Source organism: Rhodohalobacter sp. 8-1 (assembly GCF_038150125.1).
GTDB lineage: Bacteria > Bacteroidota > Rhodothermia > Balneolales > Balneolaceae > SW132.
In genome coordinates, this window is sequence record NZ_JBBVMF010000007.1 from 40,559 (window position 1) to 56,462 (window position 15,904).

Here is a 15,904-nt window from a genome sequence, read left to right on the forward strand (position 1 = left end):
AAGGCATTGGCTAAACAAAATACAGATAAAACAGTTAAAAGATCTGGCAGTGATTTGGAAATTAGTATTGTGATCCCTCTTCTCAATGAGAGAGATTCATTGCGTGAGCTAACAGGTCGAATAGATAAGGCTCTCAATAAATTCACTTACGAAATACTTTTTATTGATGATGGTTCGGATGACGGTTCCTGGGATGTAATTGAATCTCTCAGCGAATCTGACAACTCCGTAAAAGGGATTAAACTCCGCCGCAACTATGGGAAAAGTTCTGCTTTGCAGGCGGGATTTGTTGAAGCATCCGGCCGCTACATTGTAACAATGGACGCTGATCTGCAGGATGACCCATTTGAAATACCATCAATGATTCAAAAGCTCAAGGACGGAGCCGATCTCGTAAGCGGCTGGAAAAAAGTCAGGCATGACCCGGTATCGAAAACAGTGCCGTCTCGCTTTTTTAATGCCGTGACGCGGTGGACCACCGGCATCAACCTTCATGATTTTAATTGTGGACTGAAAGCCTATAGAAAGGAAGTAACGGAGCATATTCACCTTTATGGAGAGCTCCACCGATACGTTCCCCTTTTAGCAAAATGGCAGGGTTTCAGTAATATTGAAGAGCAGGAAGTAAAACATCATCCGCGAAAATACGGCCGTACGAAATTTGGGTTATCACGGTTTATGCACGGGTTCCTGGACTTGGTAACTTTGCTGTTTGTGCATCGGTACATGCAGCGCCCCATGCATTTCTTCGGATCTATCGGGGTGATCCTTACATTACTTGGAATAGCAATAAATGCGTATATCGCTATACTGAAGATATTTTTTGGACAGCCGATAGGCGATCGGCCCCTTCTGTTTTTGGGAATTCTGCTGGTCGTGATCGGCGTACAGTTTTTCTCCATCGGTTTCCTGGGTGAGATGGTCAACAAAAACCGGGTGCACAAATATATGCCCGGAATTGAGGAAAAGGCTGGTTTATGAGCAAAATTGAGTACGATCCGGTTAAGGACAAATTTTCGGCAATTATCAAGAATTCCCGGGTGTTGCGTAGGATCTTTTACTTCCTTTTGGATCTGTTTTTTCTGAGAAGCTGGCATATCCGACGTATGATCAAGCGAGCCGGGGAGGCGTTGGATCAAAAAGGAGAGTGGAAACTGCTGGATGCGGGCTGTGGATTTGGTCAGTACGATAGGTTTATTCTCAGCTGCTTTGATAACGTGACGGTTGATTCGGTAGATGTAAAAAAAGATTACCTGCGCGATAATGAGCATTATTTTGAAGATGAGATTAAGCGCGGAGAGGTCCAATTTTATTATGCGGATCTGCTACAGTTTGACGCCGATAAAACGTTTGATATGGCAATCTGTATTGATGTACTTGAACATATTGAAGAGGACGTTAGGGTGATGGAAAATATCAGCAAACATTTAAAACACGGCGGATATTTTTTGATGCATTCCCCATCTCACTACTCAGAAGAAGATGGCGATGAGGATGATTCGTTTGTAGGGGAGCACGCCCGCCCCGGTTACTCCAAAGAAGAGATTTCAGATAAACTGAAACAGGCAGGATTAGAGCCGAAAAGAGTCCATTACACCTACGGATTCTGGGGGCATAAAGCGTGGGTTCTGTCCGTAAAATGGCCGATGATATGGTTTAACAAACTGGGGCTGTTTGCGGCCATTCCGCTGCTGATTTATTATCCTGTTGTGATGCCTTTTTGCCTGCTGATGAACCTGGCCGATCTGTACACTAAAAACGAAAAGGGAAACGGGATTTATGCCCTTGCCAGAAAGGCATAAAATTGAACGTAGACATGGCATTTCTCAGGATGAATAAACCGGAATTAACCGGGAATCTGTTTGTGGTTTTTGATTATGCAAAACGATAGGAGTGCAAAAATGCCATGTCTCATTGGACCTTGCACTACACTTTCAGACATGATATTTTTAAAGATTGGAAAGCTGGAAAATCCTGAAAGTCTAATTGTAGCATTTCATCATGTAAAACAATGTAAGCACAGAAATGCCATGTCTCGTTCAGATTTTTGAAAGACTTCAGTCTAAGTCCATGGATTTATGACAACAATTCCACACTCCAGGAAATCGTCAACATTTCTTGTTGCAACTGTTGCTCCTCTTGAATGAGCAATCGCCGCAATCTGGGCATCGAACTGGCTTATCGGTTTGCCAATAGCTCTTCTTTTTGATGCGATGGATGCGTAAGACTGTGCTGCATTTGAATCGAAAGGCAGCACACGCCCCTTAAGATCTGTATTGAAAATTTGCAGAACGGCACTCTGAAGTTCTGATTTTCTCTTTCCTTTTGAGATAATCGATACTCCGTATAAAATTTCTGCTTCTACAATAGCAGAGGTGAAAAGCGACATTTTCGGATAAGAAGACACCCAGTTGACGACATTCTGATCAGGAGCGGGCCTCATTAATTCGGATATGACGTTTGTGTCTAAAAGAATCATTTAACTGAAATCAGCAGGTTTTCGAATGTCATCTCTCTGCAGGTCAGGTAGTTCAATTCCTCCGAAGGGAGCCATTCGTTCGCGAATTGAATCTGCCAGGTTCTCAGGTTCTTTATCATCTTGTGCAATCGCAGATTTCAGAATATTTCGTACCTCTTCCTCCATCGACCGTCCATGCTTCGCTGCCCGTATTTTCAACTCGGATTTCAGATCTCTATCAAGATTCCTGATCGTGATACTTGCCATAATAGTTCAATTAGATTACAATGAGATCAACGCATGCAATGATTGCAATATTGGAAATCAAATCAAAATTTCCAAGTGGTAACATAATCAGACATGGCATTTCTCAGGATGAGTAACTTTTCAACAAAACCGTAAAGCCTGCTAATGGAGTTTAATCATGAAAAACGAGTGGAGTGCAGAAATGCTATGTCTTGTTGTGGCTTTCAATGCTATCTCAGACATAGCATTTCTCATGACTGGTAAGCTGAATCAGTACAGAGAAATCTGCATATGGTGTTTTGTTTTATGAGAGGGGTGGATGCTCAGAAATGCCATGTCTCGCTGGGGCGTTGCCGGATCATCCTTGTAACTGCATCACTCATTGAAGAATAACATTTCATCCACCTCCTGGACCATCCGCCAGGAGAGCGTTGTGGTGTCGAACACCAGGTGAAAAAATCGCTGGGTTTCCGTTTTCACCACATAGTGATAGTGCACTCCCTTTCCGACGCGCTCCTTATGCATCTGCCGGATTTGCCGGATGTGAAACTGCTCTCCTTTAGGTGTCTCAAACCTGTAAGGGGTGATGTGGTATTTTAGCTTTGGGTTCGAGAACCCTCGTACCACGTTTAGTACATTGATTGGTGGGTATTTTTCCTTGTCCATAAACTCCTCCATTAAGGAAAAGTAAGTTTACACATATATCACACATATATCAATGTAAATTTTAGCGAATGGACCTGCAAGACCGCGAACGCAGAGAGCTGCTGGCAGAGTCCGTAGAGCGGTATCGCCGACCCGCTCTCTATACGCCCTCGATTAGCATAAATTTCTGAATAGGGATGGGCTTTCGAATACGATCAGGTATAAAAAGCCACATTGCCGTTGAATATGGTTTTCCTTCTCGGATCAGGCGACCTGGGCTACGGAAGGTGTGCCGTCCGTTTCACGGACTCATGTTAAGACTCAATCGCCGTTCACCCCACATTTAAACGTGGGGCTATGAAGGATCGTCCCTTTCGGGACTCTGGTCAGCCGGTTAATGGATTCGGGCCTTAGCAACTCATCCAATGATGGGAAGTCAGTGTGGATGAGGTTCTTCATCAGATGAATTGTGCGAGCTATACACCAACCATGATACAGAACTGAGAGGTTAATAGACCAAGGACCTGCAAGACCGCGAACGCAGAGAGCTGCGGGCAGAGTCCGCAGAGCGGTGTCACTGACCCGCTTTAGGACCCTCTCCCGTCCTCTTCCGCCGGGAGTCGGACTTGACCAGTCTTCGGTAAAAAACGCACTCCGCATGGAAAAGAACTCTCTGCAGTAATGGTTTGGTTTTCTGTTGATTAGCGTCGGGGTGAGAAAAACATGGTATATCTCTTCAATCCACTTTCAAAAATCGATGTTATGATTTTCTTCCACCCCATACTTCGGCTCAGCCTGTGACAGACATACTATGTTTCATTTATGAGCTGATAGAAACCATAGATTGCCGCTGTTGACTGTTTTCCCCTCGGGTCAGGCGACCCGAGTTACGTTGAGCGGCGTCGCCGACCCGCTACTTGAACATCCCGAACGATACAAATTACTTTAAATACAACGGTTTTTTATTTACATCCAGATGAGAAATAAACACGTTGTCGCTGTTGATTGCTTTCCCTCTCGGGTCAGGCGACCCGAGCTACGTGGAGCTGCAAGACCGCGAACGCAGAGAGCTGCTGGCAGAGTCCGGCCGGGGGCGTAGAACTGTCAAACCGTAGAACTGTTGAATCGGTAGTATTTCGAACCAAACATGGTATGTCTGTTCAATTTCCCTACATATATCTATCTATTGGCTGGTTTTGATACTGAATGCTGAATAGTAAAAAAATAGATATGCCATGTTTTAAGGACTTGAGCAGGTTACGGCACAACGCTGTCAGATCCGGTAGGTGCTGAACAGGTTGTTTAGAATTCAGGAAAAAAGATCACGATACGGCTCAATGAGTTCCGGTCGGTTGTTGCTCACATTTCCAACTTCTTTATTAACACGATAAAATTTTATGTCATCATCAGGCCAGGGACGGATTAGATCCTGCAGCGCTTCGGTATCATTAAAGGATGGATCGAGCCAGGTGTTAAACTCCTCCTGAAGTAGCAGAGCAGGCATTCGGTCGTGAAGCTCTTGCATGGGCTTGTTTGCGTCGGTAGTGATAATAGTGTAGCTGTTTATAGTCTCTCCACTGTCGGGATCTTGCCACTCTTCCCACAGACCGGCAAAGTGCATCAGGTTAGATTGTTTGCGCTGAACAAAATGGGGGACTTTTTCTGATGATGTGGTTTTCCACTCATAAAAGCCATTGGCTGGAACAATACAGCGCTGCGATTTGAAAGGTTTTTGAAATGATTTCTTTTTTGACAGTGACTCGCCCCGGGCATTAATCATCGAATAGCCGGTTTTTACGCTGTCGGCCCAAAATGGAACCAGTCCCCATCTGTGCGGACGGATGATTCTGTTGGCCTCTTCAGATTCATAGGGTTTGAGAACTACGGGCATGTGATGTGACGGTGCCACATTATAGTTTGGTTCAACCGGAAATGTACCGTCAAGAACTGCACCATAAGTTTTCTGAAGTTCTTCAAGCGTTGCTTTTAAGACATATCGTCCGCACATAAAATTTTACCTGGTTTGTTTTGAAGTAAAGGTGGGGAGATACTTTGAGAGTCGCAAGGATGAAGAGAAGAGAAGAGAAGAGAATTAAAAACTGCCCGGTTTATCATTTGAACGCCGGGCAGTGCTTCTAAAATGAGAAACACTATTTCAGAAGCGTCATCTTTCTCGTAAACATTTGATCACCTGCTCTGAGCCTGTACATATAAATACCGCTTGCAAGATCGCCTGCATCAAATGGCACACTGTATTCTCCGGCCTGTTTGAATTCATTGTTAAGCAGCGTTTGGACTTCTTGTCCGGTGAGGGAGTAAACAGTCAGTGAGACCTCAGCCGGGCTATCGAGCTGATATGAGATCTGCGTGGTTGGGTTGAACGGATTTGGGTAGTTCTGATTGAGTTTTACGGTCTCAGGAATATCAGGAGAGGATTCTGATGATACTGTTGTGAGTTCATCGAAAAGTGTTAACTGAATGTTGGCAGATGCCCGTTCATAGTCATCGTTTTGAGAAAATACGTCGATGTCCACGCTGGCACTGGCTACTTCAAAGCCGTTTTCATTAATAAAACTTACGTTAACCGTAGTAAACTCAAATCCTGATATTTCGGACGTTTCAGTTTCTGTAATACGAAGTACGGGTATTGATTCATCACCAATGAGTACTTGTCCATATCCATCAACTACGGCATTCACCGAATAATCCGTGCTGAATGGGGTGCTGCCAGACTGTGTTACCTCTGAGGTATATGAGTAATTCCACATGGTATTATAGGTGAGTGGAAAAGGAAAAAGGGGTTGAGCAGGTGTGTTTCGGACAGTGATTTCAGCGGTATTTGGGGACGCTGCATCAGCAGAAATAGTGCCATGCTCAACCAACCCATTTTCAGTAAGGCTGTTGTATGAATAAATAATCTGGTTAACCTCAAATATAACTCCATTGACCTCAAATGAGGTTTCAAATTCTGCTTGTGCCATTACATTTGCATCACTGAAGTGATCAAAATCGGCACCGAGTTTTCCGTCAAAACTATTGAAAAATTCTATGGAACCGGTAGATACGATGGAGTCTGCATTAGCGAAAACTGTTAAATCCCATGTTTCATCTTCTCCGGTTTGATCTATAATTGAAATGACAGGATCCGGATCGCTGTATGAGGTGGCAGTTACTTCGGTAGTGGTGTTCAGAAGCTGGGTAAAGGAGGATTGATCCAGGGTGATTTGGGCTGTAAGCCGATTCTGAGTCAGCGGCTGAATAACAAGTCCTATCAGGCAAAGTAAAAAAAGAATGAATGTAACTGTGTTTTTCATAACGTGTGATTTCTTGTTCGAGTGAAAGGAGTAGTTCTTTTAATGAATGCGTAACGTTTACCGAATAAGTATCATTAATTAGTCTCCTTAAGCACAAAAAGTGATAGGTGTGCTTACTCCTTGCGATGACAGGTTACAAAACGAAGCTGCTAACTACCTGATGGCATCTAAAAGCGCAAACTCCGGGGATGACGAAATCGACGGGTAAGATTTGAAGTCCTTAATCAGGTTGTTCATCAGGTTCACATCAAACCTTGAGAATGTGATTCGTTTCTCTTTAAGAGATTGAAACGCTTCACGGAATTCACTCTTAGCTACCTGGCTTTCGTTTGAGTTGAACCGGCTGAGCGAATAGTAGAGAATGGCCCGTTCAGTCCAGATATGATCATCGCCCAGTGCTTCTGAATAGATCTGAATGGCTCTTTCAAAAAAATCTGATGAACTGTCCAGTTGCTCCGCCTGAAGTTTTAGTTTACCAAGCGATTCGTAAGAAGCACCGGTTCTCCAATGCGACTCTCCAAAGTCCTCCCTGTTGATCTCTAACAGATCAAGCCTGATTTCTTCAGCGCGATCAAACCGCTCCATCGAAGCGTAAAGTACCGATAAATTATTGAGAATAATCTTGGTGTTTGGATGGTTTTCGCCATAGACAAACCTATTAATTTCAAGGGACCGGTTATAGTGAGCCAGCGCCTGTTCAGTTTCACCCTGGACTTTCATGAGAAAACCAAGGTTGTTGTGAATCACACTCATATCCACTGTATATGGATCCTCTGCAGGCAGCGAGTAAAGAACTTCTTTGTATAGCGTTTCACTTTTTTGATACTCATGATTACTCCGATATGCCTGCGCCAGATTCGTGCGTACGGACCGGATATAGGCGTCAGACAAGTCAGCAGTGCGGGCCGTGGTAAGTGCTTTATTCAGATGCATAATTGCAAGCTGAGGATTTCCGAGTTCTGACATCGTGTTTCCATATCCCGAATATAGGCCAGTGGTAATTTCTGGATCTGATATTTCGTTAATCTCCACAATCGAAAGTGCGCGATCGTAATAGTGAGCCGCCGGTTCAAATCCCCGGCGTTCTCTGTGCAGGCGTGCAAGCTCTAATGTGGGTTTAATCATATCAGACGCAGTAGAATCGCGTAACTCTGAAATGTAGCTATCGAACGCATTTTCAAGCAACGTTTGTGACTGCTCGAAATCACCAATTTTTTTATAGGCGTTCCCAAGGGATATCATGATGTCGGCCTTCGAAAGTTCTGATGCCTCCCAGTTATCGAGTTTTTCCAAACCGGATTGAAGGATGTCATACACGGTAAGTGTATCTGAAATATTATTTTCCGGATCTGATGCATCAAACAAATCAACCATAAAGCCGGCTATAAATGATGCCTGCTGCTCTTCTGCCATTGCTTTTTGACGTTCAGATTTAATCGTATCTATGTAGTAAAATGTCATTCCGGTCAGAATGATAAGAATAACCGCCAGCCCTGAAATGATCCCGCTGTTTCTGACCGTAAATTTTTTCAGTTTATAAAACTGCTGATCACGTTTAATTGAAATGGGGATGTTTTGCCGGTAATTACGAATATCAGAGAGTAAGTCACCGGCCGACTGATATCGTTCTGCGGGATTTCGGCGGAGTGCCTCTTGGAGAATGTCATCGAGGTCTCCCCGGAGTCGGACTGTTGTGGAATTGTCTTTCGCCCTGTAACTGGCTCGGGGTGGAGTTGAATTCGAAATAATCTGAATAGCTTCACGCGGAGATTTTCCATCCAGATTAAACGGGAAAGTTGTGGTAAGCAGTTCATATAGCAGCAGGCCCAATGCATATACGTCAGTAGATGTGGTAATCGCTTCACCGCAAAGCTGTTCCGGAGCTGCGTGCTGTATCGAAAACGGGTTCAGGCCGGCTGCATCTTCATCAGAACTGATCGATATTCCATCAGGGTCAATGATTTTAGCAATTCCGAAATCGAGAATTTTGCAGTTCCCGTCGGATGTCACAAAAATATTATCAGGCTTCAGATCTCTGTGAACCACCAGGTTCGAATGAGCAAAGTTTACACCTTCACAGATTTGTTCAAAAAGCATCAGTTTTTGTTCTACACTGCATTCTCGTGACCGGCAGTAATCGGTGACAGGGACTCCCTCCACATATTCCATCACAAGGTAAGGCCGCCCGGTTTCTGTGATGCCGCCATCGTAAATCCGCGCAATATGCGGATGATTGAGCTTTCCTAAGACGTTACGCTCGATATTGAACTGATGGATATGGTGAGAGTCGATGCACTCCCTGCGTAGTAGTTTTATGGCAACAGTGATCTGAAGATGTCCGTCTGTACGGTCAGCCCGGTAAACGGTTCCCATGCCGCCACTGGCCAGTTTTTCCAGAATTTTATAAGGGCCGATCTGCTGAGGTGGAGGTGACTGATCTTCAGCCACCGGCAGGCGATCTTCCTTGTTGATTTGATCGATCAGTTCACTGCTCGATTCAATGAGTTTGTCCCATAATGTATCGGATTTATGGATCGATTTTAGAAAGGATATGGCTTCCTGGCGCATCTCATCACTGAGGGCCGGGTCGTTTTCGATAAATGCAATGCGTTCCCCGGGAGGTAATTCAAGTGCACGATCAAGGATGGTATTGAGAGATGTCCAGTGCTTTGTATCCATAATTTTAAACAGAGCAGTTTCTTAGTTTTACATAGATGCGTGAACTGGATTAATACTCATTCATTTTCATTCATTTTTTGATAAAACCATCCGCGAGCTTTTATCCACTCCCGGTTGACCGTGCTTGGTGATATTTCCAGGTTTTCAGCCGTGTCTTCAATACTCAGTCCGCCAAAAAAACGAAGTTCCACAATTCTGTACATTCGCTCATCAAACGTTTTAAGCTCATCCATAAGATCGTCGATTTCGATAATGATATGAGCGTGTTCATCGATGCTGAGCCTCTCTTCATCGAGGGTAATCTTGTAGTTTTCTCCGCCACGTTTTTGTGCCGTTCGTTTACGTGCATAATCGACAAGAATTTGCCGCATAGACCGTGCGGAGATAGCATAAAAATGGGTGCGTCCATTGTAGTGAACAGCATCCTGGTTTACCAATTTTTCATACGCCTCATGAACCAGGCCGGTGTTACTGAGCGTGCGGGAAGAGTATTCATTATTTAATTGACGCCGTGCTATTCTCTTGAGTTTCTCGTAAACGAGCGGGTAGAGTTTTTTGTAAGCCTCTTTGTCTCCGGAACTTACGTCATTAAGTAGCTGTGTAATCTCCATATAGCCGGTCTGATTCTGGGGGTTCAGTTAGTCTATATGTAGCAATAAATATGCAAAATTTTATAAATTTTACTTTAAAAAATCTTAATAGTTATCTCTAAGTAAATGAAATGCCGTTAATACTGCTTGAGCAAATGGAGTAGTTCTTAAAAGATGGATGATTCCGTCACAGTCGTAAACCGTTCAAGAAACTCCATCCCTTTAAATGAATTTCCATTCGGATTCAGTTTCGGGCTCCAGACGGCGATGCTGTATTGGTTTGGGCAAACAGCGACAATACCTCCGCCAACACCGCTTTTTCCGGGAAGTCCCGTTCTAAAGGAAAACTCGCCCGCTTCGTCATACATCCCGCAAAGCTGCATGATGGCGTTGATTCGTTTCGACTTACTCACAGAGATGATCCTTTCCTCGGAATATGGACAATTTCCGTACCCGGCCAGGTAGAGAAATGTACTGGCGAGCTCACGGCATGTCATCTCGATGGAGCAGAGATTGAAGTAAAGATCGAGAACCTCTTCGATGTCATTCTCAATATTGCCAAATGCTTTCATCAGGTAGATGAGGCTGCTGTTTCTGTGGCCTGTTTTCTTCTCAGATTCCGCAACACGCTTAGAGTAATGGATGTCCTTGTTTCCGGTGAGACTTCGAATGAACTCAATCAGTTCTGTTTTGGGATTCTTGCAATGACTGATTAGAATATCGCACACAACAATGGCCCCGGAATTTATCATCGGGTTTCGGGGGATACCGTTATTGTATTCGAGCAGCGTGAGTGAGTTAAATGGTGCTCCGGATGGCTCCACACCCATTCGCTGCCAGAGGTAATCACCCTCGAGTTTATAGGCAAACGTTAGTGATAGCACTTTGGCAATACTTTGGATAGAGAATTTTTCGTCGGAATCACCTATGGAGAAGTGCTGATTGTTGAGGGTGGTGAGGTGAACCCCGAATTTTTCAGCATCAACGCCGGCCAGTTCGGGGATATATGTCGCCACTTCACCCGGATCGTCCATCTCTTTTAAATCATGAAAAATAGTGCCGATCGCGATCTGGTAGTCCATGTGAAAATTTTTAGCTGATTAAGAAAGCAATGAAGCAGCATAGCAGGAATTTTGAAAAAGACCTCTTGTCAACAATCAATCCGAACGCTTTTTCCATGTCTCATAACCGCCTTGTTGGGCTTTTCGATCTTTAGGAATCTCCCGGAGCGGCTCACACTCTTGCCATGAGTCTCGCATCTGTTGTGGAAGCCGCTGATACCATGACGTTCCTTCCGATTTCCACTTGGCCATTTCATCGGTCACATCTTTCACAATTTTGGCGGGATTCCCAACCACTACTTTTCGATTCGGGATGTTCATTCCCTCTTTCACAAATGCCAGCGCACCGATAACGCATTCTTTCCCGATGGTGACGTTGTCCATCACCACGGCATTCATTCCCACCAGCGTATTCTTACCGATGGTTGACCCGTGAATAATGGCTCCGTGACCGATATGTGCAGCTTTATGAAGCGTAACCGTCACACCCGGAAACATATGAATCGTACAGTTTTCCTGAACATTACATCCGTCTTCGATGACGATCTTGCCCCAGTCGCCCCGGATTGCCGCTCCCGGCCCGATGTATACATCCTTCCCAATAATCACATTTCCGGTCACTGCCGCCTGGGGATGGATGAAGGCGGTTTTGTGGATGACGGGTTTGTAGTCATTAAATTCGTAAACCATGGGGAATTAGTGGATTAGTTGATTGGGGAATTTGGTGATTGGGGATTTAGTTGATTAGCTCCAGATGATTGATCCAACGATTTGTACGAAGTGGGATCTTCTTTAATGATATTTGATTTCTGGCGGTTTAAATAAGCGATATATCCATTAGTTAATTTAATACAGCCGATAATTTTTTCTCGCAAGGATTTGTGTTTGATTTCATTAATGTATTCGCAGTCCAGGGCTGTGATTAAGTGATCAATCAATTCGTAAGCAGAGCCTCTTGACTGTCTGCAGAACTGGATATTTTCCTGGTAGTGGTATCTCCCATATCCTTCGGCAATGTTATTCCCAATTGAACGTGATGATCGGACCATCTGATCGGTGAGTTTATAAGTTTCCTCTTTTGGAAAACTTTTGCATAGCTGGAAAATTTCATTTCTTATCTCTCTGGCTTGCTGCCAAACGTTCAAACTCTCAAATGATCTGAATTCTGATTGGTTGTCTTCCATCTTAATTTGGTTTAATGTTGTTAGGTAAATTAGAGAAATAGGTAATTAGTTGATTTTGAAACTCTCTTAGTAAGATGTGATAACTATTATTTTAATTTCGAATAAATGTAATAATTAAAAAGTTGAAAGACCTTCCATTCCCATTCACCAATTACCCTATTTCCTTCTCTACTAAAAACCCAATCAACCAATTTCCCAATTTCAAATCAACCGATCAGCTCCTCTCCAAAACAACCGCATATCCCTGCCCTACACCTACACACATCGTCACCAGCGCATACTGCTTCTGCTGTTTCTGTAGTTCGATAGCTGCGGTTTGAAGGATGCGGGCACCGCTGACGCCGAGAGGGTGGCCGAGTGCAATGGCGCCGCCGTTCGGGTTGATGCGTTCGTCGTCATCATCAAGACCCATTTTTCGAGTGCAGGCTAGGACCTGGGCGGCAAACGCTTCATTCAGTTCGATGATGCCCATATCGTCCAGCGTCAATCCAGCGCGTTCTAAGGCAATTTCTGAGGCGTAAACGGGACCGATTCCCATAATCCGTGGTTCCACCCCGGCCACGCCCGAGGAGACAATCCGGGCCAGTGGCTCCAGGCCGTGATCATTCATCGCTTGTCCGGAGGCGATCAGCATGGCGGCTGAACCGTCATTAAGGCCTGAGGAGTTGCCTGCCGTCACGCTGCCGTCTTTTTTGAAGGCGGGACGAAGTTTGGCAAGAACTTCTGGTGTGGTTTCTGGACGAATAAACTCATCATCTTTGAAAAGCAGAGGCTCTTGTTTTCGGCGGGGAATTTCTACTGGCACAATCTCTTCGGTCAGGCGACCACTTTCGCGAGCTTTCGCCGCTTTCTGCTGACTCCATGCAGCAAACTTGTCCTGAGCCTCACGCTCAATTCCATATTTTTCAACCAAATTTTCGGCCGTATTTCCCATGCCGTCGGTGCCATAGAGCTCCTCCATTTTCGGGTTGATGAAGCGCCAGCCGAAACTGGTGTCGTGCATTTCAGAATCGTTGCCAAACGGCTTTGAGGATTTCGAAATCGCCCAGGGCCCGCGTGTCATGTGCTCTACGCCACCGGTAATGAACAGATCGCCTTCGCCAGCTGCAATCGCACGGCGGGCGTGAACGGCAGCCGACATACTTGAGGCGCAAAGCCTGTTCACCGTTTCACCAGGTACCGTATGAGGCAGATCGGCAAGCAGCAACGCCATCCGCGCCACATTCCTATTATCCTCACCAGCCTGGTTGGCACACCCAAAGATCACATCGTCGATAGCTTTCGGATCCACTTCGGGATTCCTTTTTATCAGCTCTTTAATGGTTAGTGCACCGAGGTCGTCAGTTCGAATAGGAGAGAGGGTGCCACGAAAATTCCCGATGGGGGTTCGGATAGCGTCGATAATGTATGCGTCTTTCATAGTGCTTTGTGTGCTATTCAAATTTGGATAGTAATTGTTTGTTGAATTGTTGAATTGTCGAACCGTTGAGAAATTTTGAATTTGATTTGGAATTAATTGCCGGCTCAAAAATCTTACGTTTCCACGATTCACCCAATTTCCCAATCCCAAAACCGGACGCTTCAAGGAGCTCCTCCGCCTCCCGGCGGATCGCACGCTTGCAGGAATGTGAACAACGGCTTATGGTCTTTTTTTATCCGGTCGTAAATGAGAGTCCATCCTAATTGAGGAATTAATGTTGTTCAAAACTTATGAGTAGCGGGTCAGCGACGCCGCTCTACTAACCCTCATACTCCTCTTCAATAAACTCAATCCGTCCCGCGATCTCTTCCCATTTGCCAAACGCTCCGTTGAGTGAGTTTTTCAGATCGTCATATTCCATGGAGATTTCCTTTACCCGGTCTGCATCATCGTAAAAATCGGGTTCGGCCATCATTTCCTCGATCTCTGCAATCCGCGTTTCGTAGGTTTCGATATCCTTTTCGAGTGCTTTAATGCGCTTTTTTAGTGGCTTGATTTTCTTCGAAAGCGCATTCCGTTTTTCAGCTTCAAGACGCCGCTGCTCTTTCCGGCTCAAAGTTTTGGACTGACCGTTTTCGCTTTTCGACGGCGCTGCAATACTCTGCTGACCATCACCGCCAGTCTCTTCTTCCTTAGACTTTTTATCGAGATAATAGCTGATATTACCCAGCCATGTTTTGATTCTGCCCGGCTGAACTTCAAGTGTTTTCGACACTATCGGATCCAGGAAATCCCTGTCATGCGATACAATCATAAGCGTGCCGGGGAATTGCTGAAGCGCCTGCTGCAGAATGTTTTTAGACTGCATATCAAGGTGGTTCGTCGGCTCATCAAAAATGAGAAAATTACCTGAGTTCAGCAGCATTTTTGCCAGTGCCACACGGCTCTTTTCGCCGCCTGACAACACACTCACTTTTTTGAATACGTCATCGCCCACAAACAGGAATGATCCGAGAATCGTACGAAGCCTGGTTTCGGATTCATGAGACCCTGCAAGCCGCATCTCATCGAGCGGTGTATTTTTAGGAGCCAGCTCGTCTGCCTGGTGCTGGGCAAAATAGCCGGGCGTGACGTTATAGCCCACTTTGCGATCACCATTTGTGATTGGCTCCAGACCCGCCAGGATTCGAATCATCGTGGATTTACCGGCGCCATTTGGACCCACTACGGCAATCTTGTCGCCACGCTCAATTTCGTAGTCGATGCCATCAAAAACCGTATTGTCGTCATATTTCTTTACAACATCCTCAAGTTTCATCACAACCTGACCCGACCGTTCCGGCGGCGGAAACTGAAAGGATATCTCCGACTGCTCCTGTTCCAGCTCAATCTGCTCCATTTTCTCGAGCTGCTTGATGCGGCTCTGAACCTGCTTTGCCTTTGTGGCTTTATACCGAAAGCGATCGATGAATTCCTGGGTCTGTTTAATTTCTTTTTGCTGGTTTTCGTACTGCTGTTTAAGTAGCTCCTTCTCTATAGCGTATTTTTTTTCGTAAAAGCTGTAGTTGCCGGCATACTCATCCAGCGAACCCATTCGCAAAGCCAGCGTTCGGTTGGTTACGTTGTCCAGGAACGCCCTGTCGTGCGACACAATAATGACGGCGCCGTCATAGTTTTTTAAAAATGATTCAATCCACTGCAGCGACTCAATATCCAGGTGGTTGGTCGGCTCATCAAGCAGCAGGTAGGTGGGATTCTGAAGAAGCAGTTTTGCTAAAGCGATTCTCATCAGCCAGCCGCCGCTGAATTCGGTTGTAGAACGGGAAAAATCCTCTTCATGAAATCCCAGCCCGACCAGGATTCGCTCAATTTCGGCCTGAAGGGTATACGATCCGGAGTTTTCAAGTTTATGCTGAATTTCCCCGAACTGTGTGAGTGCCTCGTCATGCTCCGTGCTGTCCGATGCGGCGGTTTCAAGTTTGGCCTGAACTTCATCAAACTCAGTGCGCAGCTTCATGATCTCAGCAAAGGCGTGCTCAACTTCTTCAAAAACGGTGAGATCCGGATCGGGTTCAACCCCATCCTGCGGCAGATAACCAACCGTGGCCTCGTTACTCATGCTGATGGAGCCGGAGTCAGCCTGCTGTTCACCGGCAATAATTTTTAACAATGTAGACTTGCCGGCACCGTTAGGCCCAACAAGGCCAATACGTTCGCCTGAATTTACTATTGTGTTGACGTTGTCGAAAAGTGCACGCTCACCAAAATGGAGCGTTATGCCATCTATCTGAAGCAAATGAAAGTGGT

At 45.3% G+C, this 15,904-nt stretch carries 14 protein-coding genes; 2 read left to right on the plus strand and 12 right to left on the minus strand.

Features of this window, described 5'->3' with window-relative positions; genetic code table 11:
• Window positions 1-6 precede the first annotated feature (6 nt).
• Together AABW11_RS08850 and AABW11_RS08855 are read left to right on the plus strand one after the other, a co-directional pair.
• A complete protein-coding gene (locus AABW11_RS08850; RefSeq protein ID WP_340104714.1) occupies window positions 7-981 on the plus strand; it encodes a glycosyltransferase family 2 protein in 975 nt (324 codons plus the stop codon).
• Complete coding sequence (locus AABW11_RS08855) at window positions 978-1,802, plus strand: class I SAM-dependent methyltransferase (protein WP_340104715.1); 825 nt, start codon at window positions 978-980, stop codon at window positions 1,800-1,802. The genes AABW11_RS08850 and AABW11_RS08855 overlap by 4 nt, the downstream gene beginning before the upstream one ends.
• 260 nt (window positions 1,803-2,062) lie before the next feature.
• On the opposite strand, the gene AABW11_RS08860 is transcribed toward AABW11_RS08855, so the two are convergent.
• The 12 genes from AABW11_RS08860 to AABW11_RS08915 form a co-directional block, all read right to left on the minus strand.
• A complete protein-coding gene (locus AABW11_RS08860; protein WP_340104716.1) occupies window positions 2,063-2,479 on the minus strand; it encodes a type II toxin-antitoxin system VapC family toxin in 417 nt (138 codons plus the stop codon).
• Window positions 2,480-2,725 carry a FitA-like ribbon-helix-helix domain-containing protein gene (locus AABW11_RS08865; RefSeq protein WP_340104717.1) on the minus strand — a complete coding sequence of 82 codons (246 nt, stop codon included), beginning with the start codon at window positions 2,723-2,725 and terminating at the stop codon, window positions 2,480-2,482.
• Window positions 2,726-3,079: 354 nt separating this feature from the next.
• Window positions 3,080-3,370 carry a hypothetical protein gene (locus tag AABW11_RS08870; RefSeq protein ID WP_340104718.1) on the minus strand — a complete coding sequence of 97 codons (291 nt, stop codon included), beginning with the start codon at window positions 3,368-3,370 and terminating at the stop codon, window positions 3,080-3,082.
• A gap of 1,288 nt (window positions 3,371-4,658) precedes the next feature.
• Complete coding sequence (locus tag AABW11_RS08875; protein ID WP_340104719.1) at window positions 4,659-5,357, minus strand: SOS response-associated peptidase; 699 nt, start codon at window positions 5,355-5,357, stop codon at window positions 4,659-4,661.
• A 142-nt stretch (window positions 5,358-5,499) separates the two neighbouring features.
• Window positions 5,500-6,663 (minus strand): T9SS type A sorting domain-containing protein, encoded by a 1,164-nt coding sequence (locus tag AABW11_RS08880; protein ID WP_340104720.1) that lies wholly within the window; start codon window positions 6,661-6,663, stop codon window positions 5,500-5,502.
• A gap of 153 nt (window positions 6,664-6,816) precedes the next feature.
• Complete coding sequence (locus AABW11_RS08885) at window positions 6,817-9,342, minus strand: serine/threonine-protein kinase (protein WP_340104721.1); 2,526 nt, start codon at window positions 9,340-9,342, stop codon at window positions 6,817-6,819.
• 56 nt (window positions 9,343-9,398) lie between these two features.
• Window positions 9,399-9,953 (minus strand): sigma-70 family RNA polymerase sigma factor, encoded by a 555-nt coding sequence (locus tag AABW11_RS08890; protein ID WP_340104722.1) that lies wholly within the window; start codon window positions 9,951-9,953, stop codon window positions 9,399-9,401.
• A gap of 146 nt (window positions 9,954-10,099) precedes the next feature.
• Complete coding sequence (locus tag AABW11_RS08895; protein WP_340104723.1) at window positions 10,100-11,014, minus strand: glutaminase; 915 nt, start codon at window positions 11,012-11,014, stop codon at window positions 10,100-10,102.
• 75 nt (window positions 11,015-11,089) lie between these two features.
• Entirely contained in the window at window positions 11,090-11,683 is a 594-nt protein-coding gene (locus AABW11_RS08900) for an acyltransferase (RefSeq protein ID WP_340104724.1), read from the minus strand.
• A 14-nt stretch (window positions 11,684-11,697) separates the two neighbouring features.
• Complete coding sequence (locus AABW11_RS08905) at window positions 11,698-12,177, minus strand: four helix bundle protein (RefSeq protein WP_340104725.1); 480 nt, start codon at window positions 12,175-12,177, stop codon at window positions 11,698-11,700.
• A 214-nt stretch (window positions 12,178-12,391) separates the two neighbouring features.
• On the minus strand, window positions 12,392-13,597 hold the full coding sequence (gene pcaF / locus AABW11_RS08910) for a 3-oxoadipyl-CoA thiolase (RefSeq protein WP_340104726.1): 1,206 nt from the start codon (window positions 13,595-13,597) through the stop codon (window positions 12,392-12,394).
• Between the two features lie 319 nt (window positions 13,598-13,916).
• On the minus strand, window positions 13,917-15,893 hold the full coding sequence (locus tag AABW11_RS08915; RefSeq protein WP_340104727.1) for an ABC-F family ATP-binding cassette domain-containing protein: 1,977 nt from the start codon (window positions 15,891-15,893) through the stop codon (window positions 13,917-13,919).
• Window positions 15,894-15,904: the final 11 nt, after the last annotated feature.